This is a genomic window from Paenibacillus sp. sgz302190 (assembly GCF_059820445.1).
The window spans coordinates 20,012-44,108 of record NZ_JBZYAO010000055.1; the positions used below are offsets into that span (position 1 = coordinate 20,012).

Annotated in this window: 19 protein-coding genes and 1 riboswitch; of the genes, 5 read left to right on the forward strand and 14 right to left on the reverse strand. The window is 52.3% G+C overall.

The window, feature by feature from the left end; all coding sequences use genetic code 11:
- Positions 1–28: 28 nt before the first annotated feature.
- Complete coding sequence (locus tag AC6RNO_RS34205) at positions 29–511, reverse strand: YhcN/YlaJ family sporulation lipoprotein (protein WP_497108174.1); 483 nt, start codon at positions 509–511, stop codon at positions 29–31.
- Between the two features lie 207 nt (positions 512–718).
- On the opposite strand from AC6RNO_RS34205, the gene AC6RNO_RS34210 reads away from it, so the two are divergent.
- A complete protein-coding gene (locus tag AC6RNO_RS34210) occupies positions 719–1,426 on the forward strand; it encodes a polysaccharide deacetylase family protein (RefSeq protein ID WP_474680253.1) in 708 nt (235 codons plus the stop codon).
- 140 nt (positions 1,427–1,566) lie between these two features.
- Here AC6RNO_RS34210 and AC6RNO_RS34215 read toward each other — a convergent pair whose 3' ends face one another.
- On the reverse strand, positions 1,567–4,236 hold the full coding sequence (locus tag AC6RNO_RS34215; protein ID WP_497108175.1) for a family 78 glycoside hydrolase catalytic domain: 2,670 nt from the start codon (positions 4,234–4,236) through the stop codon (positions 1,567–1,569).
- Between the two features lie 150 nt (positions 4,237–4,386).
- Between AC6RNO_RS34215 and AC6RNO_RS34220 the strand changes: the two genes are divergently transcribed.
- Positions 4,387–5,253 (forward strand): helix-turn-helix domain-containing protein, encoded by an 867-nt coding sequence (locus AC6RNO_RS34220; RefSeq protein ID WP_474679989.1) that lies wholly within the window; start codon positions 4,387–4,389, stop codon positions 5,251–5,253.
- Between the two features lie 77 nt (positions 5,254–5,330).
- Here AC6RNO_RS34220 and AC6RNO_RS34225 read toward each other — a convergent pair whose 3' ends face one another.
- Positions 5,331–6,020, reverse strand: a complete 690-nt coding sequence (locus AC6RNO_RS34225; RefSeq protein ID WP_488435272.1) for a Crp/Fnr family transcriptional regulator — start codon at positions 6,018–6,020, stop codon at positions 5,331–5,333.
- Positions 6,021–6,376: 356 nt separating this feature from the next.
- Between AC6RNO_RS34225 and AC6RNO_RS34230 the strand changes: the two genes are divergently transcribed.
- Complete coding sequence (locus AC6RNO_RS34230) at positions 6,377–6,679, forward strand: hypothetical protein (RefSeq protein ID WP_497108176.1); 303 nt, start codon at positions 6,377–6,379, stop codon at positions 6,677–6,679.
- Positions 6,680–6,831: 152 nt separating this feature from the next.
- On the opposite strand, the gene AC6RNO_RS34235 is transcribed toward AC6RNO_RS34230, so the two are convergent.
- Positions 6,832–8,214: an MFS transporter gene (locus tag AC6RNO_RS34235; protein ID WP_497108177.1), complete on the reverse strand. Its 1,383-nt coding sequence runs from the start codon at positions 8,212–8,214 to the stop codon at positions 6,832–6,834.
- Positions 8,215–8,367: 153 nt separating this feature from the next.
- Here AC6RNO_RS34235 and AC6RNO_RS34240 point away from each other — a divergent pair, with 153 nt between their 5' ends.
- Positions 8,368–8,823 carry a GNAT family N-acetyltransferase gene (locus AC6RNO_RS34240; RefSeq protein WP_488435275.1) on the forward strand — a complete coding sequence of 152 codons (456 nt, stop codon included), beginning with the start codon at positions 8,368–8,370 and terminating at the stop codon, positions 8,821–8,823.
- 111 nt (positions 8,824–8,934) lie between these two features.
- Here AC6RNO_RS34240 and AC6RNO_RS34245 read toward each other — a convergent pair whose 3' ends face one another.
- From AC6RNO_RS34245 to AC6RNO_RS34260, 4 genes are all read right to left on the reverse strand, one after another.
- On the reverse strand, positions 8,935–9,372 hold the full coding sequence (locus tag AC6RNO_RS34245) for an RrF2 family transcriptional regulator (protein ID WP_474679984.1): 438 nt from the start codon (positions 9,370–9,372) through the stop codon (positions 8,935–8,937).
- A 131-nt stretch (positions 9,373–9,503) separates the two neighbouring features.
- Complete coding sequence (locus AC6RNO_RS34250; protein ID WP_488435276.1) at positions 9,504–10,142, reverse strand: FMN-dependent NADH-azoreductase; 639 nt, start codon at positions 10,140–10,142, stop codon at positions 9,504–9,506.
- A 147-nt stretch (positions 10,143–10,289) separates the two neighbouring features.
- Positions 10,290–10,607 carry an MGMT family protein gene (locus AC6RNO_RS34255; RefSeq protein ID WP_497108178.1) on the reverse strand — a complete coding sequence of 106 codons (318 nt, stop codon included), beginning with the start codon at positions 10,605–10,607 and terminating at the stop codon, positions 10,290–10,292.
- Between the two features lie 241 nt (positions 10,608–10,848).
- A complete protein-coding gene (locus tag AC6RNO_RS34260; protein ID WP_474679981.1) occupies positions 10,849–11,229 on the reverse strand; it encodes a response regulator in 381 nt (126 codons plus the stop codon).
- Positions 11,230–11,330: 101 nt separating this feature from the next.
- Between AC6RNO_RS34260 and AC6RNO_RS34265 the strand changes: the two genes are divergently transcribed.
- Positions 11,331–14,423, forward strand: a complete 3,093-nt coding sequence (locus tag AC6RNO_RS34265) for an ATP-binding protein (protein WP_488435278.1) — start codon at positions 11,331–11,333, stop codon at positions 14,421–14,423.
- 94 nt (positions 14,424–14,517) lie between these two features.
- On the opposite strand, the gene AC6RNO_RS34270 is transcribed toward AC6RNO_RS34265, so the two are convergent.
- The 6 genes from AC6RNO_RS34270 to AC6RNO_RS34295 all read right to left on the reverse strand — a co-directional run bounded on the left by AC6RNO_RS34270 (position 14,518) and on the right by AC6RNO_RS34295 (position 23,704).
- Positions 14,518–15,645, reverse strand: coding sequence for a response regulator (locus AC6RNO_RS34270; RefSeq protein WP_488435279.1), 1,128 nt, complete (start codon positions 15,643–15,645; stop codon positions 14,518–14,520).
- A gap of 258 nt (positions 15,646–15,903) precedes the next feature.
- A complete protein-coding gene (locus tag AC6RNO_RS34275; RefSeq protein ID WP_497108179.1) occupies positions 15,904–19,794 on the reverse strand; it encodes a collagen binding domain-containing protein in 3,891 nt (1,296 codons plus the stop codon).
- 448 nt (positions 19,795–20,242) lie between these two features.
- Complete coding sequence (locus AC6RNO_RS34280; protein WP_488435281.1) at positions 20,243–21,049, reverse strand: transglutaminase-like domain-containing protein; 807 nt, start codon at positions 21,047–21,049, stop codon at positions 20,243–20,245.
- A 13-nt stretch (positions 21,050–21,062) separates the two neighbouring features.
- Positions 21,063–21,151: riboswitch (cyclic di-GMP riboswitch) on the reverse strand.
- A gap of 56 nt (positions 21,152–21,207) precedes the next feature.
- Positions 21,208–21,882, reverse strand: coding sequence for a class D sortase (locus tag AC6RNO_RS34285; RefSeq protein ID WP_488435282.1), 675 nt, complete (start codon positions 21,880–21,882; stop codon positions 21,208–21,210).
- 74 nt (positions 21,883–21,956) lie between these two features.
- Positions 21,957–23,225 carry an MFS transporter gene (locus AC6RNO_RS34290; protein ID WP_474679975.1) on the reverse strand — a complete coding sequence of 423 codons (1,269 nt, stop codon included), beginning with the start codon at positions 23,223–23,225 and terminating at the stop codon, positions 21,957–21,959.
- 56 nt (positions 23,226–23,281) lie between these two features.
- Positions 23,282–23,704, reverse strand: coding sequence for a MarR family winged helix-turn-helix transcriptional regulator (locus AC6RNO_RS34295; RefSeq protein ID WP_474679974.1), 423 nt, complete (start codon positions 23,702–23,704; stop codon positions 23,282–23,284).
- Positions 23,705–24,097: the final 393 nt, after the last annotated feature.

Here is a 24,097-nt window from a genome sequence, read left to right on the forward strand (position 1 = left end):
CCCCGGATATCGGGTCAAGCAGCTTTGATCAATGCGCGGTCGGGAAAATCCGCGCCACCATTTGCGAGAACTCATCAACAAATCCGGTGACAGGTCTTCCTTGCGCTACGTCCGATACGTATCTGTTGACTTTGTTCACAAACTCGGGATTTGTGGACACGTACACGTTCTGAATGTTCGGGTCTGTCGATCGAACCTGGTTCGCAATCAGGTCCTCCAGCTGCCGGGACATCCCGTTCGTGTGTACGGATGCCGCCACATAGGCGTTCCGCTTGGTTACCAGGACGTTGGCCGCTCTTACGCCGTTCAACCGGACGATTTTGTCCGCCGCATGGTTGGCGATTGCGACGCGGTTATCCGGTGCTGCCGACGGTATCGGCTGCGCCTGCTGCATATGGGTCGCTTGCTGCCTGACCTGATTCGCCGATTTGTTCGCCGTGCAGCCTGCGGCGGTGAACACCGATAGCGAAATGGCCGCCAAAGCTATGCCTTTGGATGCTCGGGTTAACATTTTGACCGCTCCTTTATTTGTTTTTGTCTTTCTCAACGGCTGTTACCTTATTAGCATCCAAAAAGATCACGCTTTCTATGCAGCAAAAAAAACATGGAAACTAATGGAATACCTAGAATACCGGGAAAAAGGTAACTCTAAATGTGGTTACATTGGAGGAGGGGTATTGTGCGAATTTTTTGCAGCACGGTTCTTACATCTGTTTTAATGGCAGCGTTGTTCTTTCATGCCCAGGAGGCGCCGCAAAGTAAAAATCGAAAATATTACGAAACACGGGGCGAAGTTGTCTGGGAAGTGCCTACGGACGAAAAAATAATAGCGCTGACTTTTGACGACGGACCCGATCCCGCCGATACGCCGGTTATTCTGGACCTGCTGAAGCAGTACGGGGCGAAGGCAACTTTTTTCGTAGTCGGCAATAAGGTTGTAAAGTCGCCGGAACTAGTGAAACGGGAGCTTGCGGAAGGGCATGAAATCGCGAATCATACGTTCAGCCATCGTTATTTTAATAAAAGAGTGCCGGAGGAGAGCGTTCGGAAGGAGCTTTTTCAAGCGGAAAAAGTGATTATGGATGCAACGGGAAGAAAGCCGAATTTATTCCGTCCTCCGGGAGGCTTTTACAGCGAAAACGTAGTGAATGCTTCGAAAAAAGCCGGCTACCTTGTCGTGATGTGGTCCTGGCACCAGGATACGGGGGATTGGAACACGCCGGGCGTGGGCAAAATTGTCAGCAAAGTTCTAAATAACGCACGAAACGGCGATATTATTCTTTTCCATGACTATGTCGAAGGACAAACCCAGACGATAGAAGCGCTCAAGCAAATCCTTCCCAGCCTCAAGGAAAAAGGCTTCCGGTTTGTGACGGTGTCCGATCTGCTGACTTTCCGGAAATCGACAGCCGTAGAGGAGCACTAGGAGTCTGTCCGATGAACCACGTAGAAAGGAATGCGCAAAAGTAACTCCGTCGGACAGACTCCTGGCAAAGCGGATCGGCAAAATGACAAAGAAGCCCCGGTAACTAAACCGAGGCTTCTGCCGGATATGGAGCTGTTTTGTTAATGGTTGGATTCGTACTCGAACCGGTAGCTGCCCGAGCCGAGCCGCAGGACGAATCCGTCTTCGTTTTGAACGGCGTCATGCACGCCTTCGGCCTGAGAAACCGGCCTGCCGCTTTCCAAAATTTCGCTCGATTTGTTAACCGGCAAAATCACTTCAGCCATCGTATTCGCCGGAATGACCGCCGTCAGCTCGATCGTGCCGCCGTCTTTTTTCACCCACGCTACTTTGACGTCTCCGTACATGGATCGCAGGGAAGCTTCCGCGCGGGACAGCTGCTCACCTATATGCGGTTTGATGCGCAGCGCTTTATAGCCGGGCTCGGAATCCGCTTTGTCGATGCCGGCCACAACCCGGTACAGCCAGTCTCCCACCGCGCCGTAGGCATAGTGATTGTAAGAGTTCATTTTGTCGCTCCAGAACGAGCCGTCCGGCTTCGTGCTGTCCCAATGCTCCCAGATCGTCGTAGCTCCTTGAGTAACCGGATACAGCCAGGACGGGTATTCCTTCTGCCAAACGAGCCGGTAAGCGAGGTCCGTATAGCCGAACCGGGTCAGCACATGGCATAGATAAGGCGTGCCTACGAAACCCGTCGTCAGATGCGTTCCGTTGTCCTCGATATGCTGGGCGAGCAACCGGGCCGTCCGCTCCCGGTCTTTTTCCTCCAGCAGGTCGAACATCAGCGCAAGCAGGTATGCCGTTTGCGTCGGAGCGGCGACGCGCCCGTTCGGAGTTACGAACTCCCGGCGGAAAGCTTGGTTGACCTTCGCCTGCAGCTCCGCATACGCTTCCGCTTCCTCGCGTTTGCCCAGCACTTGCGCGGTTTTGGCAAGCAGTCCCGTCGAGTACGAATAGAACGCCGTGGCGATCAAATCTTTGGGCGTCGCTCCGATGTAGCTGCCCTCTTTCGCATCCAGCCCCAGCCAATCGCCGAAGTGGGAGCCCGTGTTCCATAGAAACTCGTCTTCCCCTTGCGCGCGGATGTATTCGACCCAAGCTTTCATGCTCGGGTACTGCGTCTCCAGCACGCGCGTATCTCCGTAGCATTCGTAGATCGTCCACGGACAGATGACAGCCGCATCTCCCCAGGCCGCGGAGTTGTAGCCCGCCGTAGGAATGTCGGGTATGACGTGCGGCACACCGCCGTCCGGCTGCTGGTCGGCCGCCAAATCTTTCAGCCATTTCTCAAAGAACGGCGCCACATTCATGTTGAACGCCGCGGTGCGAATGAACACCTGCGCATCCCCCGTCCAGCCGAGCCGTTCGTCGCGCTGCGGGCAGTCGGTCGGCACATCGAGGAAATTGCCTTTTTGCCCCCAGACGATGTTGCTCTGGAGCCGGTTGATCCATTCATCCGAGCAATTGAAGCTGCCCGTAGGCTCCAGATCCGTATGAATGACGCACCCGACAAAACGGCCCGCCAATTGCTCCGGCGCAATCCCTTCCACCGATACGTAACGGAATCCCTGGAAGGAGAACGAAGGCTCGTAAACCGCAGGCCCGTTTCCACGGCTGATATACGTAATCGTCTGCAGGGCGGAACGCAGGTTGTCCGTATAAAAATTCCCTTCGCGGTCAAGCACTTCCGCATGCCGCAAAGTAATCGCCGTTCCCTCTTCCGCGTCTACGGTAAAACGCATCCAGCCCACCATGTTTTGCCCGAGGTCAAGCACTGTCTCGCCGCGCGGCGTCGTAATCATCCCGATCGGTTCCAGCGTCTGGATCCGGCGCGTCGGCTCGTTCTCCTGCGCAACCAGTACAGCCTTGGAATACTCGTACCGGGCAACCGGCAGCCACTCCGCATCCGCAAAACCGGGCAAGTCCCATCCGTCCTGCTCCAGTCTGGCATCGTACAAATCTCCGTGATACAGCTCGGACATGCGGAGAGGGCCGTCGTTTCCTTTCCATGTTTCATCCGAGCAGATGACTTCCTCCGTTCCGTCGGCATACTCGATATGAAGCTGTACAAGCAGCGCCCGTTCGGCCCCGTAGTATTCGCTTTTGCCCTCCCAGGCCAAGTTTCCTTTGTACCAGCCGCTGCCCAGCATCGCGCCGATCACGTTTCCGCCTTCGGACAACAGCGCGGTCACGTCGAACGTTTGGTACTGCAGCCGCTTCGTATAGCTCGTCCAGCCCGGATTGAACAAAGTGTCGTCGGCCGCCTGGCCGTTGACGAACAAACGGTACAAGCCGAGCGAAGTCGCATATGCCCGGGCGGACTTTACAGGGCCCGAAAGAGTCACTTCTTTTCGCAAATACGGAATCGGCTCTACGCCTTGATCGCCGGCGGGAAGCCGCAGCGTAATCCAGTCCGCTTGCCACTCCTCCTGCGTCAAAAGCGCGGTTTCCCAGTACGCCGCACCGCTCCATTCGGAAACCGCATCCGCGCCGTCCCACACGCGTACCCGGTAGTAGTAGCGAGTGCGCGAAGCTAAAGCGGGCCCGGCGTATTCGATATGAATGCTGGAACCGCTTTCCACCTTGCCGGTATCCCACAATAGCGGCTCCAGAAAGTCCACTTCAACCGATATTTGAAGATGGTAAGCCGTCTGGATGAAAGCCCGCGCCGCGGAATCGATTTTCCAGCTCAGCCTAGGCCTCCGGTCATCGGTTCCGAGCGGATTTTGCTTGTAATTGCACCGTAAATCATAAACGTTAAATTGTGCCATCTGTTTCGCTCCTTCTAAAAATTCAGTTCGTTGATATGTCTGATTGTACGTTCGGCGCGGCGATAATTATACTTTCGTTCTTGACAATTCTATATGGCAAAAATGACAATATGATTATGCGCACGAACGTTCCGAAGGAGAGTGGCAAGCATGGCAAACAGGCAAAAAACGAAGCTGCTGGGAGCAAATCATTTTCGCCAGGGCATGAGCATATTTGTGAACCGGATGGAAGAAGGGTTTATTTTAGGCTATCATGAGCACGATTTTATCGAAATTACGTATGTCTCCTATGGAAAAGGGTACCATCACATCAACGGTCAAGTCATCCCCGTCTCCAAAGGCGACGTATTCATCGTTCCGGTAGGCGTCCCTCACGTCTTCCGCCCGTATTCGGCCAAACGCGATCAAAAGCTCGTCGTCTACAACTGTTTGTTCACGGAAGCGATGCTCGCGGACATCGCCCGGCTGCTCCCGGAGTTCGACCTTGTTGCGCGGATTCAGCACCATTCGCGGGCGGACAGCGAGCATCTCGCTTTCCACGACCGCCAATTGACGATGGAAACTTTGTTTCACCGCATGTATGAGGAGCATTCGACGAGCCGGCAGGGCTCTTCCGCCATTTTGTACGCGCTGCTGATCGAGCTTTTGGTCGAGTTCTCCCGCCATATGCTGCATGCGAACCCGGCTGAGATGGAGCAGGACGACCCGATCGGCCACGCCGTCGAATATATCCGCAGCCATGCCGAAGAAGATTTGACGATTCGTGCGGTCGCCGATATGTGCCGGCTGAGCGAAAGGCACTTCTTCCGGCTGTTCAAAGCCCGCGTGGGGCAGCCTTTTCACGAATATTTGCAGCAATGCCGGATACGCATGAGCTGTGAGCTGCTGCAGTGCACGCGGCACAAAATCGATACGATCGCCGGGATGGTCGGATACCGGGACACGCAGTCCTTTTACCGGGTTTTCAAACGGATCGTCGGCATGACGCCGGGGGACTACCGAAAACAGGGAGCATAAGTTCAAATTGAACGCGAATCATCCGGCAGCGGAACTTTCGTCGGTCGGCAGCATAACGGCTATTCGCAGGCCCGTACTCACAAGCCGCCCTGCTGCAGGCGCTCCAACGCGGCCCGATCGGTGACGATCATATTTTTGTTGTCTGCTATGAGGATGCGTTCCTTTTTTAATTTGTTAAGAAACCGGTTCACCGTCTCCCGGGTCGTGCCGACCATTTTGGCCATGTCCGAGTTCGTAATTTTCAACGTGACCTGGACGCCGCCGTCCGACGGCTCGCCGTAACTGTCAACCAGCCTCAACAGCAGCGCGGACAGGCGAAGGTTGATGTCGTTGCTGCTGAGCTCCTGCAGCTTTGCCTGCAATTCCCTGATTTTGCGGCCCATCTCCCGCATGACTTTGATCGCGATTCCGGGATTGTTCAGCATAATCTTCTCAAAAGCCTGGAGGGGAATGATGCACAGCTCGGAGTCAAGCACGACCTCAGCGGTGCCCGGATACGGATTTTTTTCAAAAAAACCGGCATGGGGGAACATGTCCCCTTCTTTCAGAAAAGCCATAATGTATTCGTTGCCCTGGGCATCGATTTTGTAAATTTTGACGATCCCGCGGTTGATAAAATAGACCGAATGCCGCTCTTCTCCCTCCATGAACACGTGGGATTTGCTTTGGAACGTTCGCAATATGGAAATGTCCGCAATTTTTTGCAGCTCGGAAGCGTCAAAATCGCTAAAAAATAATATTTTGCTTATCGTATCGATTAGCTGCATCTGTCAGCCCCCCGGATTATTGTAAAAATTTTAAACGGCAGCGTTCCGTTTTGGCGAAAAGCCTGCGATTGTGCAGGAATTATAAAGCGGGGCCGAGCCGGCGCATTGGCGGAAAAAGCCGCACATCAGCGGGAATGCTTTCGCTGCAAGCGCATTGACGCGCACCGTGCACAACTCTCACCGCATGGTGTTGCACTGCATGATGGTGGTCAATCGACCACATGACGAGCAAAAAGTTTTCCAGGCTGCCCAGAAACCCATACCCCGGAGTCGGTCGCACATCTGCCTAATTACGCAAAAGTAGCCTGCAAAAGTCAGAATGTTGAAAAACTCGTATGCTAGGAGGCAGCGCATATTTGACAACGCGCGGAAAACCTGCAAAAGTGCAGGTTTTTCCTCTTTGGCAAGCCAGCAGCGAAAAATTCCTGCAATTGTGCAGGCTTTTCGCCGCGAACATGGGCTTAGGTTCATTTTCATCGAAAATTCCTGCACTTTCGCAGGCTTTTCTCCAAAATGAACCATTTTTACAAAAAAAGCCTGCACTTTTGCAGGTTTTCTCCCTGCCAAGCCGTCTTGCCGCCAATTCAGACTCTATAACCCATCGGGAGAGGCGTGAAATGTTCACTGGTTTTCTCGCTTCCATTGCCGGAAATGCGTGAACCCGGGCAGGCGGCTACCCAACAGGTCGACCGACCGCCGCCATGCAGCGCAGCGCTAGCACCGCGCGCCGCGCGCCGCATGTGGTAGCACCGGCTGGCTGCGCGCGGTGCGAAAAGCCGCCCGCATCTTGCTTTGCCGGCGGCTTCGCCCGTTACTCCGGCTTCGCCGTCACAGCCCGCTTTGTGCCCGGCATCCGCAAGGTCAGCAGCAGCATCAGCAGGCCGATTGCCGCGCACACCCAAGCCATGCTGTGCAGATGCCCGGTCGTAATATTTTTGCCGAACAGCGCGGCGAGCAGGCTCGATGACAAAATCGTACCCATGAAGCGCGAAGTCATGAAAAGCCCTGAGGCGATGCCGGTCTCCTCCTTGGAGACGAAGTCATACAGCGCCATCTGCATGCCCAAATTGTTAAAGCCGTTGCTGATGCCGAGAACGGACAGGGCAAGGAAAGTCATGACCGCGCTCGTCTGGTCCTTGATCAAAAGCAGCGACAGTCCGCCCAGTACGACCGCGGAAGTGCCGAGCAGCAGCGAAGGCTTCGAGCCGCTCCGGTCGATCCAGCGGCCGGCAAGCGGCGTGATGAAAACGCTGAACCCGGCTATCGAGAGCATGATGACGCCTGTCTGCTGCGTATCCATATGCTGTACCTGCTGCAGGTAGGAAGGGATGCCGAACATAACCGAATAAAAAACGATGTTCGTCAAAATAAACTGCACATAGACGAGCGTCACCTTCGGATTTTTCCGCAAAAAAGCGACATCGATGAACGGCCGGCTTTTGCCCAGTTCGAACCGGTAAAAAAAGATCGTGAGCAGAGCGCTGACCGCCAGCTTCCACAAGCTGAACCCTTCCTCGAAGGACAGGAAAAACAGCAGCCACATGAAAATCGTGAGCGAAAACAGCGCCACGCCCGCCCAGTCCATATCGGAAGCGCTGCCGGTCCGTTTCGGATCGCGGGGGAACATTTTCCACGCCAGAATGAAAGAGCCCGCAATAAACGGGAAATTGAACAGGAAAATGAGCGGCCAATCCCCGTAGTGGACGAGGAATCCTCCGAGCGACGGGCCGAAGGCAGCCGACGTGCTGGAAAAGACGGACAAAATGCCCAGCGCCTTGGCCTGATTGGACGTAATTTGATCGCGGATCATCCCCATGCCTGCGGGATACAAGGCTGAACTGCCGATAGCCTGGATGATCCGAAAGCCGATCAGCCAACCAAAGCTCGGCGAAAGCGGAGCCAGGCAGGACGATAGCGTCACAAGAAGAAGCCCCAGCATGAACACCCGCTTGCGGCCGAACAGATCGCTCCATTTGCCCATGACGGGCTGGGCGATGGCGCTGGCGAGATAGTAAGTGGATATCAGCCACGACAAGTCGGCAAAACTCAGCCGAAATTCTTCCTGCAGCCGGGTTAGCGCAACCGATATCATGGAAGTATTGAGCGGATTGAGCAGCGTGCCGAGAGCTACGGCAGTAATGAGAAGCATTTCGGTTCTTTTTGTGCGGGTCGGTTCGGACGCCAAAGACGTCACCTCATTTTTGCTTTTATCATTTCATTGTATCAGTCCTTCCGTTTTTGCGCACGCTATAGCGCCATAACGCCCCTGCTGTCGGATTCGTTGAGCGCGAGTCTTATTAAGTGTATACTAGGGATTACTGATAATAGAGTTTGGGGAGTGATTTTTTTGCAAATTAAACTGGATGATTTAACCGGAAATAAAGTGATTGCATTAATCAGGGAACATCTCCAAAGCATGACGCTTCATTCCCCGCCGGAAAGTGTACACGCCTTAGATCTTGATAAATTGAAAAAACCGGAAATTACATTCTGGAGCGCATGGGAACAAGACGAATTGCTCGGTTGCGGGGCGCTTAAGGAGCTTGACGGTCAGCATGGAGAGATCAAATCCATGCGAACTGCGTCAGCGCATACGAGGAAAGGCGTTGCAAGGCGTGTCATGGAACATATCATTGAGGAAGCCAAACAGCGCGGCTATCGGCGGTTAAGCTTGGAAACGGGCTCGATGGAGGCTTTCGAACCGGCCAGAAAACTATATGAAAGCTTCGGGTTTCAATATTGCAAGCCGTTCGCGGACTACATAGAGGACCCGAATAGCGTATTTATGACAAAAGAGTTCTAAATTTATAATGAATCAAGACCGCCTTCCATGGGGCGGTTTTCTTGTCGCGAAGTGTGAGGGCCCCAGTTAGGAGTCTGTCCGGCGGAGCTGCTGAACTCACCGGACAGACTTCTAACTGCTGCTGTCGGCAAAAAAATCGACGCGTGCCATCACATCGGCAATCGTAAATTGACGAAGATATTCGATCGTGTGCCGCTCCGCTTCAGATAACATTTTTTCAAGCACGATGTCGAGCTGTTTGCCGGCTTCGCCGCAGTCGACATTTTCTTCGGCTTCCGTACATTCCGATTTTACAGCTACGTAAACATCGGCGAGCGTAATTTGGTTGGACGGTTTGCCGAGCATGTAGCCGCCATCGCGGCCTTCTCTCGCTTCCACGATCCCCGCCTGTACCAAAGTCTGCAGCACCCGCCGCAAAAATGTAGCATGTGAATTTACCTGGCCAGCTATGCTTGAGCTCGACAATACCCCTCCGCTTTGAGTCAGCCAGACCAACGCATGAATAGCGACCCCGAAACGAGGAGGTCCGATCGATAAACCCCGACCCATCGTCAGCCACCCCTTTATCTATTATGACTTCACAAAAAGCGAGCGTTTGCTTCATTATAACACGGCGAACTTCGAGGAAAAAGCAAGCGCCGCGAACAGCCTGCGGCGCTTTGTGAACAACTTTTATGAAACTAGAACCGCTCAGCCAGCTTTGCAGTTTCGGTCAGACCGGCTGACACGATTTCGGCGGTACGATCTTGGAATTGGTTATGGCCTTCGATGATAACGTCTTCCGTTTGAACGCCCCACAGTCCGAGCGAGCCTTTAACAAAGCGCATCGCAGCTTCGACGGAAGCCATCGGCTCGCTGGAATATACGCCGCCTCTGGCGTGCAGCAAAACTGCTTTTTTGCCGGTCACCAGGCCGACCGGACCTTGAGCGGTATATTTGAATGTTTTGCCTGCTTGCGTAAGGTAGGAAATGTATGTAATTAATGGCGCTGGAACCGTAAAGTTCCACAGAGGGAAAGCGATCGCGATTTTATCGGCTTCCAGGAATTGATCCAGATACTGGTTTACAGTAGCGGCGAGTTTTTGCTCTTCGGCAGTAAGCTCCCAGCCTTGGCCCTGCTTGTACATCGCAGTGATTGCAGCATTGCCGTAGTAAGGAAGTTCGGCGCTGAAAAGGTCCAGCTCCGTAACAACATCCTCCGGATGGGACTCTTTATAGGCTTTGGCGAATGCTTCGTACATTTGTACGCTGATTGCCTGCTCGGCCGGACGATCGTTTGCTTTAATCAATAAAACTTTTGCCATTGATAATTCCTCCAACTAATAAATTTTGGTCGAACCTTTACTGAGCTTTAACAAAGCACAGTAATTTTTAAAAAAAGTTGCAGTCAATACGATTAACTGCAATACCTATAAGCACATTATATCGGTTCCGTGCATGATTTTCAACTGCTGATTGTAGGCCATTCATTCCGCCGCCTCCGCGCGAACCTGATAATGCTCCAGACTGATCGTGCGGCCATTCGTAATTTCTACACCCTCGGCATGCAACAGAAAAGCTTGCAGCTGAGAAGATTCATCATCCAAAATGCTTATTTCCCCTTTTGAATTGATGACTCTATGCCAGGGAAGCCGGTATTTTTTGCTCATCGAATGAAGGATCCGCACGACCTGCCTTGCGCCTCTCGAGCTGCCAGCCAGCGCCGCGATTTGCCCGTATGTCATTACCCGGCCTTCCGGTATGCCCCTGATAATCGAAATTACTTTCTCGGTGAAAACAGTCATCTCGTTCCCTCGCGTTTTGGTTATTACTACCATTATTTCACCAAAAGCGTTCCATTTCAAGAAAAGCCCGGCAAGCCGGGCCGCTTCGGGCAGCCAGGGCTGTCGAACCGTTCGCCGACAGCCGCACTTCATTTGCGGGCAGTGTCCAATCTTAAGGTTGCGGACACAGCAAAAACGGCTGACCCCCCGGGCAGATCAAACTGCCCCAAGAGTCAACCGCTTTTCAAGTTGCGGGCCTGCATTATTTCGGCTTGTCGGCCGTTTGCAAATGAAACAGCTTGCCGACCGCCTCTTGCAGCCGATCCTTTTGGATCGGCTTGACGACGAAGTCGCTTGCGCCGCTGCGAATCGCGTCCAGCACCATTTGACGCTGCCCCATGGCCGAGCACATAATGACTTTCGCTTCGGCATCGATTTTCTTGATTCGCTTCAGCGCTTCTATTCCGTCCATTTCCGGCATCGTAATATCCATCGTCACCAGATCGGGCCTGAATCTGCTGTACATCTCAACCGCTTCCTTGCCGTTGCCGGCTTCGGCTATAACCTTAAAACCCATTGACTCCAACAATGAACACATCATCATCCGCATAAACGCTGTATCGTCCGTCACCAGTACGTTCACTTGATGTCCCTCCTTGTTTGATGCTCTATTCCATATTACCTGCGGCATTTGAACAATTACTAAACAATTGGCGGTTCCGCGATGAAGGAATAGCGTATGTTTTGTCGAAATTACAGAGTATTATGACGAAAACGAAAATAGTTTATTTAACGGCGATTTTTTTCTTGATGATTACGGGAATCCGCATCGTTTGGTACTCGCTCGACGCTGCGCCCGCTTACCCCCGCGCCATCCAGGGGCAGTTGGATTTAAGAAATTGGGATTTCAACGCGAAGGGGCTTTTGACGCTGGACGGCGAATGGGAGTTTTACCCGGGCACGTGGCTGATAGGCAATTTTGCGAGTATGCCGGCGTCCGCTGCGGAGAAAAGCTTTCTTCAAGTTCCCGGCAATTGGAAGCCGGCCCTGTCCCCGAAGCCTGATTCGGCTCTCGGCTTTGGCACGTATCATTTGCGCATTCTGATCGATGGAGACGGCAGGCAAAAATTCGGCATCCGCGTTCAAAACGTTCCGGCTTCGTCCGAGCTGTTCGTGGACGGCCGACTTCTCGGGCAATCGGGCCGTCCGGCGCCTGATGCCGGGCAGTATGAGGGGCGCAACGTCCCGTATACCGCTTTCTTCACTACCGATTCGAATCAGATCGACATCGTCATTCAAGCGGCTAACTTTGACAACAAGCAGCAGGGAGGCATTATCCGCTCCGTCAAATTCGGAACGGAACAAGCGGTCAGCGGCAAACAGCGGTTCACCGAAAGCATGCAGTTGATGGATTGCATCATCTTTTTGATGCATCTCGTGTACGCTTCTATTCTTTATCTGATCGGCATTCGCCCGAAAATTTTGCTTCCATTTTCGCTGCTCATCGTTAGCGCGATTCTTATGGTGCTAGTTGACGACGATAAAATGCTGCTCATATGGGTGCCGCTCAACTACGACTGGAGCGCCAGGCTGCTGCATCTGGCTTTTTTCGGAATTGCTGTGTCCCTCCTGCAGATGACCAAGGAGCTGCTGCCCAGATACTCGTCGGTCAAAGCAATGAATTGGTACTCGGCGCTGTGCGCTGCGGTCGCCCTGGTTATTTTGCTGATCCCCACGCACTACACGTCGCACGTAAACAGTTTGTTTTCCTTCTTGATTTTACCTGTTTTTCTGGGTCTGCCTGTGCTCATGCTGCGCTCTGCGATGAAAGGCGACAATGAAGCCATTTATTTGTTTTTCGGCGTGACCGCTCTGATGACAAACTCCATATGGGGTGTAATCAAAAGTTCGTTCTGGACGGGTTTGAATTTTTACCCCTTGGATCTGCTCGTTATCATGTTCGCTTTTGCCGCGTTCTGGTTTAAACGTTATTTTCGCAATGCCGTTCAAATGGAAGAGTTCGCCCGCAAGCTTCAGCAAGCAGACAAGCAAAAAGACGACTTTCTGGCCAACACATCGCACGAACTGCGCAATCCGCTCCACGGAATTCTCAATATCGCTCAGGCGACTCTTGACAACGGGAAAAAACCGCTGGACCCCGGCAGCGCCAAAAATCTGGAGCTGCTTATTACGATCGGAAAACGCATGTCATTTACGCTGAACGACTTGCTGGATTTAACGCGGCTCAAGGAGAACAGCATCCGTCTGCAGATGCAAAGCTTATCGGTTCAGCCGGTAGTTTCGGGCGTTCTGGACATGCTTCGCTTTATGACCGAAGATAAGCCTATCCGGTTGCACAATCATATCCCGGAACGATTTCCTCTCGTAGCCGCCGATGAAAACCGGCTCATTCAAATTTTGTTCAACCTGCTGCATAACGCGGTCAAATATACGCAAGAAGGGACCGTTACGATTCAAGCTTACGTGCAGGACGGCAAAGCGCATATTGTGATTGCGGATACGGGCATAGGTATGGATGAGGAGACGCGGCAGCGGATATTTCAGCCCTATGAGCAGGGCGATTCCAGCATAACCGCGATCGGGGGCGGCATCGGTCTCGGTCTAAACATCGCCAAGCAGCTGACAGAGCTGCACGGAGGGATGCTGCAGGTCAAGTCCGCACCGGGACAAGGCTCGGCGTTCACTTTGTCGCTCCGGCTTGCCGATTCATCGGCGCAGCGGCATACCGCAACCGTTTCCCCTATCGTCTATGAGGCAAAAGAATTGGCAGCGGCTTCCGGTTTGCCTGCTGCGAACTTTGCGGCGGATGCCGGGAGCACTCGGGACAGGATGAAAATATTAATCGTAGACGACGATCCTGTTAATTTGAATATTTTGGTAAATGCCCTTTCTTATGAGCATTACAACACTCAGGCAGCCTCAAGCGGCAAAGAGGCGCTGTCCCTGCTTGCTTCCCGCAGCTGCGACCTGGTCATTGCCGACGTCATGATGCCGCAAATGTCGGGGTATGAACTGACCCGCACGATACGCGATCGCTTCTCGATGTCCGAGCTTCCTATTCTGCTGCTGACGGCCCGCAGCCGTCCCGAGGACATCGAAGCCGGGTTTCTTGCGGGAGCTAACGATTATGTGACCAAGCCGGTCGATATGAAAGAGCTCCGAGCCCGGGTTCGGGCGTTGACCGGATTGAAACAATCCGTCCGGCAAGGGCTCCGCATGGAAGCTGCGTGGCTTCAGGCGCAAATTCAACCGCACTTTTTGTTCAATGTGCTCAATGCCATATCCGCGCTCAGTGAGATTGATACGGCCAGAATGCGCGGCGTGCTCGAAGCGTTCGGCAGCTATTTGCAGGCGAGCTTCGATTTCCAAAATGCCGAGCAGCTTGTTCCGCTTGAGCACGAGCTGAATCTCGTCCGTTCTTATCTGTTTATCGAAAAGGAACGCTTCGAAGAACGGCTGCAGATCGTTTGGGAAGTGGACGAACAGCTCGAACTGCTGATCCCTCCTCTTTCCATCCAGCCTCTGGTAGAAAATGCCGTAAAGCACGGCATATTAAATCGTTCGTGGGGAGGAACGGTGCTCATCCGAATCGCCGACCGCGGCGATCATGCCGAAATTGCTGTCGTGGACAACGGCGTGGGCATCAACGCGGAAACGCTGCAGCGGATATTGGATCGCCGCCCCGAATCGGGCATCGGCCTTCGCAATACAGACCGGCGGTTGAAGCAAATTTACGGCAAAGGGCTGCACATCCAAAGCTCCGGCGATCGCGGAACGACGGTTGCCTTTCAAGCGGCGAAACAAGCGGAAGCGTAATATTGATCTTCCCGCATACAAAATGGACTGGACGCCTGTGCAGGCATCCAGCCCTTTCTTTTTATACCAAGCACAACGGGTGCTTTTATGGCAATTACTGTTTCCATTGCTCGTACCACTCGGAAATATAAGCCTGGGGAGCAATTCCCAACTCTTCCCCAAGCAGTGTACACAACTTCTGATACTGCTCCTCCACCGCGCTCCTGTCGCCTATTTCCGCATAGAGCACCATCAAAGCATGGTAAGCCTCCTCGTAATAAGGCTGGCGTGTCTGGATGCGGTGATAGACCGACATAGCCTCCATCCGCAGGCCCTGATGAACGTAATACTCCGCCAATTGCTGCGCTTCATTCAGCCACAGCATGCGCAAGCGCTGCCGTTCATTCTCCGCCCACAAATAATCGTAATCTCCCAGATAATCCCCCCGGTAGGCGTCCAACACACGTTGATGCTCGGCGAGATTGCCCGCTTCGATCGGCGCAAGCGCCGCCAGACTCCGCTCCCATTCGGCGGCATCCACGCTCACCGCTTCCGCTTCGATCATATACGCGTCTTCCATGCTGATGGTTTGGATCGGTATTTCGATCGCTTCCTTTTTTAAACATTGGCGGATTTGATAAATGGTCGTATACAAATGAGCCATCGCTTTCTTCTCGTCAAAATTAGGCCATAGCATCTCGTTGAGAACGCTTTTGCGCACCAATTGTCCCCTATGATGAACCAGGTAAGCGAATACCTCCTGCGCTTTGGCAGTGCGCCATTTGACAGGATTAAGCTTCTCTCCGGAAAGATCGATTTGGAACGTTTGAAAGCAGCGAATCACAAAAGATTTCGGAACCGAAACGAGCGGCTTCAAATGTTCCCTGCGCTTCGCCAAACGCTGGACGGTCGCCTTCAGCCGGTCGCTTTTGATCATCGGCTTCATCACATAGTCCACCGCGTTCAATTCAAAAGCCTGCAAAGCATATTCGTCAAAAGCCGTAACGAACACAATGTCCAAATCCGGACAGGCGTTCTGCAGCATTTCCGCCAGCTCCAGCCCTGATATTTCCGGCATGTGAATGTCCAAAAAAGCTACGTCAGGCTGTAATCTCGCCGCCATCCGCAGCGCCTTTTCCGGGTCCAGAAAAGTGTCCACAGCTTCTATTTCCGTTTGTTCCTTGAGCATTTTTTCCAGTTGAATCAGTGCAAGCCGCTCGTCGTCAATGGCTATAGCTCTCACAAATTTCACCGTCCTGTTGTTTCATCACACCATGTATATACAAAAGCCCGACGCAGCATGACTTAAGGCCGTCGAGACTGACTTTGCCGCAGCAAATTGCGTACCGAATCGATGTTATAAAATAAGCTGTATATGGCAATCTTCCTACATTATAGCATTCCTTTTCAGTTTGAAGCCATATTGACGATGGTCAAATGCGAAAAACAGCCTGCCGGAACGATTCCGACAGGCTGTTAATTGGGATAAAATTACGCTGCGTTATTTCTTCAGCAATCTTTTTCTCAGGAGGAACCCAAGAAGGATCAAGACGAGGCCGGCCGCTTCAACGTACCGTTGGCTCGTTTCCCCTGTTTTCGGAAGCGTCGCTACCGGTCCCGGTTTCCCTTTGCTCGGAGAATTGCCGAGCGGAACTTCCTGAACGTCGATGTCGATCAAAACTTCCTTCTCATTTCCGTCCTTGTCTTTGACAAGAATAGTCAACGTATCTTTTCCGATATATCCAGGGTTCGGAGTATACGTCCAATGACCGTCCGGATCTATCGTTGACGTACCGTTCTTCGGCGGCTTGCCGATGGACGGAATGCCTCCGAGCGGCACGTCTACATCACCTTCAATCGGTGTGTCCTGGTCCGTCGTTTTTTGATCGCCCGCAGGCGTCGGAGCCGGTGACACCGAAGGTGCCGGCGTTGCTGACGGCGACGGTGCTACGCTTGGCGCCGGAGATGTCGACGGCGCTGGCGTCGCGCTTGGCGTCGGCGATGTTGACGGCGACGGACTCGCGCTCGGCGAAGCCGACGGTGTCGGCGACGGGCTCGCGCTTGGCGAAGCCGACGGTGTCGGCGATGGCGTCGGCGTTGACGACGATCCGCCGGATGATGGTGTCGGCGACGGCGTCGCGCTTGGCGTTGCCGATGGTGTCGGCGACGGTGTCGTCGTTGGCGTTGCCGATGGCGTCGGCGACGGTGTCGTCGTTGGCGTTGCCGTCGGTGTTGGCGACGGTGTCGTCGTTGGCGTTGCCGTCGGTGTCGGCGACGGTGTCGTGACTGGCGGTGTCGGCGTCGGCGTTACCGTTGGTGTAGGCGTCGGTCCCGCCACTTTAGCGTTCGTTAGGTTCANCGTCGTTGGCGTTGCCGTCGGTGTCGGCGACGGTGTCGTGACTGGCGGTGTCGGCGTCGGCGTTACCGTTGGTGTAGGCGTCGGTCCCGCCACTTTAGCGTTCGTTAGGTTCAAAGTAAAGCCCGCCGTCGAACTGATCGTTACAGGATGGTCGCTCGAATCGAGCACGTATCCCGACGGAGCGGCGGTTTCTTTGATAACGTAGCTTCCTGCCAGCAGCTTCTTGAATTCGGCCGTACCTGTCGAATCCGTTGTCAGAGTGCTGATCAATGACCGGGATGTACCGGATATCCGGTACAAGTCAAAAGTTGCTCCGCTTAGCACAACAGTGCTATTGGCCGCGTCGACCTTTTTCACGGTTAACGTGCCTCTGACGCCGCTGCCTGTACCCGATCCGCTTGAGACACCGACTATGATGTCTTTGGTTGTGTCTTTGGTCACTACGCTCACATTGTTGCCGCTAAAGCTGACTTTATTCGAGACCGTATCCTGATCGTTGGCAACAATCAATGATTGATATTCAAGAATGTAAGCCGTATTAATCTCGTGCAGGAAGTTCAACTCGAAAGTTTGCTTGCCGTTATTGTCTGTAAGAATGCTGAGCGTATAATCCGTGCCCTTGGTCAACTCGGCTCCCTTGGACACATCTCCGTTCGCAGCAATTGTCGTTGCAAACAGATGGAACGTGTTCGGCAGCAGCAGTTGGTTATCGGTCGGCGTATCGACGATTTTCGCATCCGCTACCGTAGATTGACCGCGGTTGATGTTGATCGTCCAATTAATTTTATCTCCGTTCTGCACGCCGTTCTTGTTGACGTACTCGCCGCCCTTCGGAATGTTGACGGAGGCCGTCAAATTGTTGGACACAGGGTTGGTTCCATCAAACAATTTGGCCGTATTGCTCACTGTATTGTTGATAAGCTCGCCCTCAAGGGTTGTTTTAAAAACAATAAAGTACGGGGCCGAAATGGCTTGCGTGAATGTAACGACCAGCTTGTTATCGCTGCCTACCGTATAATTGTAGTAAGTATTGTCGACTACTGTGCCTTGAGCTGCATTGCCGTTTGCCGGGATCGTCATGTTGTAGACGGCAAGAGAACCCGCAACCAGCTTCTGCTGCGATTCCAAAAGATCCTCGACTACAGCTCCGTTCAGCGTTTTGCCGTTATAGTTTACCCCTACCGTCCACGTTAGCTGTTTCGTTGAAGCGTTGTAGGTCCCATACTTGAACCCGTTGTTCTTCACTTCGTTCCTTGGAACAAAAGTTGCAGACACCGTTTTCGTATGGGTGTTTGAATCCGCGTCCGTCCAGTCAATTGTCGCATTGTTGATGAAATCGGTCGTGCTTCCGGCCGGACTGATCCAGTCGTTGTTGAACTCGGTCACGTAGCTGATCGAGACAGGGTCTGAAAGCGGATTGACGAAAGTCACTTTAAAGCCCTGATCGGATGCTACAGTACCGTCGAGCGTGTAATCGGTTGTTTCCGCCAGCGTAACGGTTCCCTGCTTGATTACCAACGAACCCGGTACGAGGTGAAGCCCTTTATTCGGAAATGTATCCGTTACAACTACGCCGCTCATCGGCTCGTTATCGCCGTTAATCGCGATGTTCCATGCTACCGTTTTGGCTTGGTAGTTTGCCGCTCCGACGTTCTTGATAAGAACTACCTGGTTAATCCCGCGCGTAGCCGTCTTGCTGTCTCCGCCTCCGGACGTCACCTTGTTCGTAATTGTAGCATCGGTGATAACGCGATCGTTAGCCTTCGTTTGATAGGTAACTTTATAGGCCGAATTAATCGCGCTGTTGAACTGCAGCTTGAATCCGTTTTTGCCTGCAGCGGATGCGGCAGTCACTGCGTACTGAGCGGCAGGCACTTCGCTGCCCAGCAATTCTGCTCCTGTCGAATCCAGTGTAACCGGATATACATGAATGGAGCCCGCCACAAGATCCTGCGTATTGTCGAACAGGTCTGTCAAGAAGGCCGATGCCTGTGCAATCGTTTTTTCGTTGTAATTGTACTTGATTGCCCAGTCAATAGTCTGCGTACTTGAGCTGTAGCCCGTCGACGATTTGTCCAATGCGGTTCCATGCTGTACAGTTACGGTTGCCGAAGCGTTAACCGGAGCTTTGTTGCTGCCCTGAAACGTTGCCGTGTTTACGAACGACGTTGCGTCAACATCGGTAACCGGCGTCGTAAACTGGATACGGTATGCCGAGTCAATCGGGTTGTCTGTGAAGTTGACTGTCAGCGTATTGCCCGTATTGTTCACTGTGTACTTGCTAGGGTCAATCAGTGCTCCCTGGACAACACTGCCATCCAGGTTAACGCCCAGATCGTACACGGCCACCGTAACCGGAATCGAGAGCCCCGCAGGAATCGGGTCGGTTACAACCGCGTTCTGTACGGAATCGAGCGTCTTGTTCACGTCGATGGTCCAGTCGATGTTTTTGGCGTTAAAGCCTTGCGGCACGCCGCTTTTCCCGATCGTCGAAGTGATGTTCGGCTTGAATTTCAGCGTAAAGACTTGTTCGCCGCTTTTGATCGGAATTTTAATAATTTGCGTGGTGCTGCCTGTAACTCTTTGCTTATCGAATTGCGTGTTGAGTGCAAGGATGCCTCGTACGTTATCATGAGTCTCTATGTAGTTATTAAAGGTCATAACGGCTGCATGAGTATCTTTGTTCACGCTAAACGTTCCCACTTCTTCGTTGTCTATTAATAGCGGACTAGGACCGATATTATTGAAAAGCAGAAACTCTTGCGGTAACGTGAACGTAAATGTATCCCCGCTGTGGTAACCATGACCATTGGGGAGCGACCATGTGTAATCCAACTGTACTTTGGAACCTTGCTCGTACACGTTGCCCGTCACCACTTGACCGGCGCTGTCGTATACGGCTAACGACACGCTATCGATAATATTGCTTGAAATCGTCGCAGCGCTCGCTTGATTTAAAAAGCCCGCTCCGGAAATGCTCTGCATAAAAATCAAAAGTGCAATCAGCAGAGCACTTGTTTTTTTCTTCAACATTGTCTTTCAATTCCTCCATTCCCGGTTCAACCTCGCTGAAGTCAATTTCATAATTTCAATCGCTGCGCTCTATTTCTCTATATATTCCGGTCCGCAGCAACTGAAATAGCCGGATCGCGAAATTTCTCCGACCTTCATGATCCAAACCGATCAAGGGAATTGAAGTATGAAATTGACTCCGTTGCTTTGCTTCACGCTTTGTCGGCCGAATTGAAGCCTTTTCCCGCTTCTGCCTCCGGCGCCTGCTTCACTCCCTCCCGGTCGGATTAACTTTTCTTTCTTTTTTCTTTTTTCTCTCTGTAAAAAACAAGTCACATTTTGTATTCTAAAACTTAATACTGAACATAAACTGAACAAACAGCCGCAACAAAAAAAGAACCCGCACTCAGGTTCGAATGCAAGTTCCTTCATCTATTGTATTTCCCGCTCTCGGAGCGGAACTTCGCTTTTAATACATTTTGGTGATCGTATAGTTTGCAGCATCTTTCAGCATCGGCGTGTCTTGTCCGCCTTGTACCCGAGCCGAGTCGTACGTCGTATCGATCGTAACCCATTCGCCCGTATCTTTCAGGAAAACTTGATTCCATGCATGATAAGTTTCCGGCGCTTCAGCCGAATAACCCATAACCAGACGGGTCGGAATGCCTACGCTTCTTGCCATGGCCGCAAAAGTAGATGCATAATCATAGCAAATTCCCTTCGATGCGTCATAAATTTCATCCAAATTCGGGATGTAACCGCCCTCGACGGTTTGCGCTTTATCGTTATCATATGTAATATTTGCCGTAATATAGGCATAAATAGCGGTAATTTTGTCCTTGTCCGTCTCGGCTTTGGCCGTCAGTTCCTTGGCCTTCACAACCGCTTTGGTATCTTTGTTCCAATCGATGAGCGGAATGGATTGCAAAAACACTGCATTTTCGTCGTCCATCTTCAAATCGACCGTTTCTTGCGCGACTACTTTATATTTGTTGCCGCCTGTCGACTCCGCAACGAGAACAGTGTAACTGCCGTTGCCTAATTGCAGAGGATACTGGGCGCCTTCAGCCAGGTTATAATCAAATTTGACGTTCCCTTTGGAAATCCGGACGAGGGCTTTCGTATTTTTCGCATTCGCGTAGTTGACTGTAACGACTCCTTTGTTCAGAAGGCTTTTGTCTACTGCCGCTTGAGCGGAAGCTGCGTAAGTCCCTTTCGGTGCAAGGATCAGAAGAAGTGCAACGACCATCATGGATACAAAGGTTTTTTTGAACATAAAAAACTCTCCTTTCGGTAACTGGCTGCCAACTTAGCGCTTGCTAAGGAAGGCCCTTTAGTTTTGCGTCTCTAGCTTTCGCTAGATTTGCCTTTATCGGTGGAAAGCACCGAAATCTTATTTTTTTAATAGAGCGATTATATCATAGACTTGTCCGTTTAACTAGTCTTAGTTTCTATTAATTTTCCTTTGACTGCGATGCGGTGCGTCGGGTTTTCCATCGGATGGCATGTAATCAGCGTAATCTCGCTGTCTTTGCCGTTCCCGTTCAACACCCAGACATCCTCCGGGAGAACGTACTGTTTGCTTTCGACTTTGTACACGAACTGTTTGCTGCCTGTGTCCACTTCGACCAAATCTCCTACGTCCACTTCGTCCAGCCTATTGAAATTTTTGCCGTAAGTAAGGTTCCTGTGGCCGGCAATGGCATAATTCCCCACTTCGCCCGCTTTGCCTGTATGGGCAATGCTCGCAAGGGACAGCTTCAGATTGACCGGCGTCGCATCCGTTAATATCGGCAGCTTCAAATTAATCTTGTCGATGATTAAAACGCCCTCGATATTTTTCAGCTCCATCGCTGCCGGCATCGCTGTCGGCTCCGCGCTCAAAGGGATTACCGGCGGCATCTCTGCGGATGTCCCGGCCGAAGAAGGAGCGCTGACCGCCGCCGCATCCGTCTCGGGGGCCGGTTCATCGATATGGCGCAAATTTTCCTGCCATTGCCGCAAAATTTTTTGCTGCTGATAGCTCTCATAGCGATCGCTGACCGTCGGGTAAAGAAAAACGATGATGCCGAGGACGATGCATGCCAGGGAAACGATTTTTCTTATCATGCGGGTTTCCTGCCTTTGTTTAGCGCGATTTCATATCTATTGGGCATTATACCTCTTTCTCCTGGCAAAATCCATCACATCGCTTGACGAACCGCGCTTCCCGCTCTCGAAATCCGCACGGCCATAACTGCGGCAAGCAGGCAGACGAATCCCGCGCCGATGAAGGCAATGGTATAAGTCCCCATCCAGTCCCGCATCAATCCGGCGCCATATGCCGCTGCCGATGCGCCTAACTGGTGAGCGACGACTACCCAGCCAAAAATCATCCCGGCCTTTTCTTTGCCGAACTCTTTCGAAGCCAACTTCACGGTCGGAGGGACCGTCGCAATCCAATCAAGCCCGTAAAAGACCGAGAAAATCAAGAGCGACATCGGACTTGAATCAAGCGCATACGGCAAAAAGAGCAGGGAAAGACCGCGCAGCCCGTAATACCAAAAGAGGAGCCAGCGGCTGTCGAAGCGGTCCGACAACCATCCCGAAAGCGTTGTGCCGATCAGGTCGAACAGCCCCATCAGAGCCAGCAGCCCTGCGGCCATCACCTCCGGAATGCCGTGATCCCCGCAAGCCGGAATGAGATGCGTGCCGATCAGCCCGTTTGTGGAGAAGCCGCAAAAGAAGAACGTCCCCGCAAGCAGCCAAAAAGTTTTGCTGCTCATTGCCGACCGAAGCGTACGCAGCGGCGTAAGAAAAATGCTTCCTTGGAACGCATCCGGTTTGACGATCTCTTCCGAACCGTAGGCAGCGGCCCCTACGTCGTAAGGATGGTTCCGCATCCAGACCGCTACGACAACGAGCACGGCCACAACGACCGCCACTGCCGTATAAATCGAATACCTCCAACCGGCTTCCACCGTTATTTTGGCCAGTAAAGGCAGGAACAGCAGTTGGCCTGTAGCCGCGCTGGCCGTGAGCATTCCGACGACAAGCCCTCTCCGTTTGGCGAACCATTGATTGGAGACCGTCACACCAAGCACGTTGGCCATCATCCCCGTACCGAGCCCCGCTACAAATCCCCAAATGAGCTCGAATTGCCACAAATATTTCATATACGGCGTAATGGAAAGGCTTATGGCCAATACCGCCAGCGATATTACCATCATTCTCCGAATGCCGAACTTTGCCAGCAAAGCCGCCGAAAAAGGGCCTACGATGCCATACAAAAATATGCCGATCGATACGACTCCGGATATGCTGCCGCGATTCCAGCCGAACTCTTTTTCGAACGGAAGCATGAAAATGCTCGGCATGGAGCGGATTCCCGCCGACACGAGCAAAGTAACAAAGGTGATGAGCACAACCACCCATCCATAATAAAGCTTCGACGATCCCACGCTTCGGTTCACTCGCTGGTCACTCCTTTTTTCGTTGTACAACCAAAATACTAAAAAAATCGAAATGCTTACTTTTCCAATTGCTCGCTCGTCGCTTCAAGGTTTTTGGACAATTGATCCGAAGCTTCCGCACCCAAAATGGCTTCATATTTGAGGCGCAAATTTTTCGAGGCTTGACGAATGTCGCCTTCCAGCTCTTTTCCCTTGCTTGTCGGATATACGAGCACGGTTTTCCCCTGTACCTTGCGCTCGACCAAACGTCTGGCTTCCAGCTTGTCGATAAATCTTGTAAGCGTGGAGGGCGTTATATAGAGCTTTTCGGCCAATTCTTTTTGGGAAATTCCGGGAGTACCGATGACGAGTCGGATCAAAAATCCGTACATGGGACTAAGTCCGGTCGATGCGAATTCTTCTTCGGCCATTCTCGTAATGGCACGGCTTAAACGGTTCGTGGTGAAAAATAAACAATTGTGCAGAAATCCTTCATCCATTGTAACGGCGCCCCTTTCCGAACCGCGCGCAGCTCCCAGCGCGTTTTTTTATTTTGTATGTACAACGAATATAAAACTTCCCGCTGCGATTGTCAATGCAAAAAAAGATGGAAGCGCCGTTCGCGAAAAAGTCGCGGCACTCTATGAGGGCTAGGGAAACACAAGTGTAGCTAATTTGGAGGACAGCCGCTTTTTCTGGGCGCACGCCTTTCCCGGTGTAGGTCGTGGAACTGCACAACTGGGCAGTAAGCAGCTTGCTAGGGAAAAAACCTGCGAAAGTGCAGGTTTTCCCCACTAGCTTTGCATCAAACCTGACATGAAAAATTTGTTTCAAAATGTTCCTAAAACTGTATTTTATTGATGCTTTTTGTCTGGCGGATAATTAAAAAATCT

Bases quoted from the DNA above. Each gene is read 5' to 3' on its own strand.
- AC6RNO_RS34205 (WP_497108174.1), bottom strand. From the start codon at position 511: ATGTTAACCCGAGCATCCAAAGGCATAGCTTTGGCGGCCATTTCGCTA.
- AC6RNO_RS34210 (WP_474680253.1), top strand. From the start codon at position 719: ATGGCAGCGTTGTTCTTTCATGCCCAGGAGGCGCCGCAAAGTAAAAAT.
- AC6RNO_RS34215 (WP_497108175.1), bottom strand. From the start codon at position 4,236: ATGGCACAATTTAACGTTTATGATTTACGGTGCAATTACAAGCAAAAT.
- AC6RNO_RS34220 (WP_474679989.1), top strand. From the start codon at position 4,387: ATGGCAAACAGGCAAAAAACGAAGCTGCTGGGAGCAAATCATTTTCGC.
- AC6RNO_RS34225 (WP_488435272.1), bottom strand. From the start codon at position 6,020: ATGCAGCTAATCGATACGATAAGCAAAATATTATTTTTTAGCGATTTT.
- AC6RNO_RS34245 (WP_474679984.1), bottom strand. From the start codon at position 9,372: ATGGGTCGGGGTTTATCGATCGGACCTCCTCGTTTCGGGGTCGCTATT.
- AC6RNO_RS34255 (WP_497108178.1), bottom strand. From the start codon at position 10,607: ATGACTGTTTTCACCGAGAAAGTAATTTCGATTATCAGGGGCATACCG.
- AC6RNO_RS34280 (WP_488435281.1), bottom strand. From the start codon at position 21,049: ATGTTCAAAAAAACCTTTGTATCCATGATGGTCGTTGCACTTCTTCTG.
- AC6RNO_RS34285 (WP_488435282.1), bottom strand. From the start codon at position 21,882: ATGATAAGAAAAATCGTTTCCCTGGCATGCATCGTCCTCGGCATCATC.
- AC6RNO_RS34295 (WP_474679974.1), bottom strand. From the start codon at position 23,704: ATGGATGAAGGATTTCTGCACAATTGTTTATTTTTCACCACGAACCGT.